This is a genomic window from Exiguobacterium aurantiacum (assembly GCF_001766415.1).
GTDB classification, from domain to species: domain Bacteria; phylum Bacillota; class Bacilli; order Exiguobacteriales; family Exiguobacteriaceae; genus Exiguobacterium; species Exiguobacterium aurantiacum_A.
In genome coordinates this window covers 1-657 of the sequence record NZ_MKXO01000031.1, presented here as the reverse complement: position 1 = coordinate 657, position 657 = coordinate 1, and the positions used below count along the sequence as shown (strand labels likewise).

At 41.2% G+C, this 657-nt stretch carries 1 protein-coding gene; it reads left to right on the top strand.

The window, feature by feature from the left end; genetic code table 11:
• Positions 1-25 precede the first annotated feature (25 nt).
• On the top strand, positions 26-657 hold a 632-nt coding region (gene skfF, locus BJU60_RS14785), incomplete at its 3' end, for a sporulation killing factor system integral membrane protein (protein ID WP_070329515.1).

Sequence of the window (657 nt, the reverse complement as noted above, 5' to 3'; positions counted from 1 at the left end):
ATTCAACTTCTGGGGGAGTGGTCAAGTGAATAACACACTCTCCCTATTATGGATGAAATCTCAAAGGCGCTTTATCAGTAAAAATCAAGAAAAGAAAATGCCTTTTCTGATCTTACTTCTTTTCATTGCGGCAATTGGTTTTCAGCTAAGCGCAGTTTCAAGTATGGGTGATTGGAATGCGGTTGCAGCTGGGTGGATCATTGTCTGTTTGTTTGTTCTCTATACGGGGTTTGGCTTGTTTACAAATCGGCTGCCTAGTCAGATGAACGATATCATTTGGTTATATGGAAATGGCGCTTCTCTATGGACGGTTGTTATCAGTGTGTGGATGTATCACATTTTCTGGCGAGGGGCTCTTCTCATTATCTCTGCTTTGACTGCGGACCTTCTTCTGTTTTTTATGACGCAGCAGTACCCGTTTCTGCTTGGCAAATCACTTATCCTGACAGGGCTGTTATGTTTGGTCGAAACTTGGATGATTGCGGTGTCTTGTGCTAGAACCATTAGAATATATAAGCGACTGCTCTTACTCGGCTTTGTATTGATGTTTTTCAGCTATGCACTGCTTGTTTTAAATCAATTAATGATGAAACAGCCCTCATTGATGAACTTTGCTGATTCTTTGATGTTTCAATCTGGACGTATGATCAGATCGGA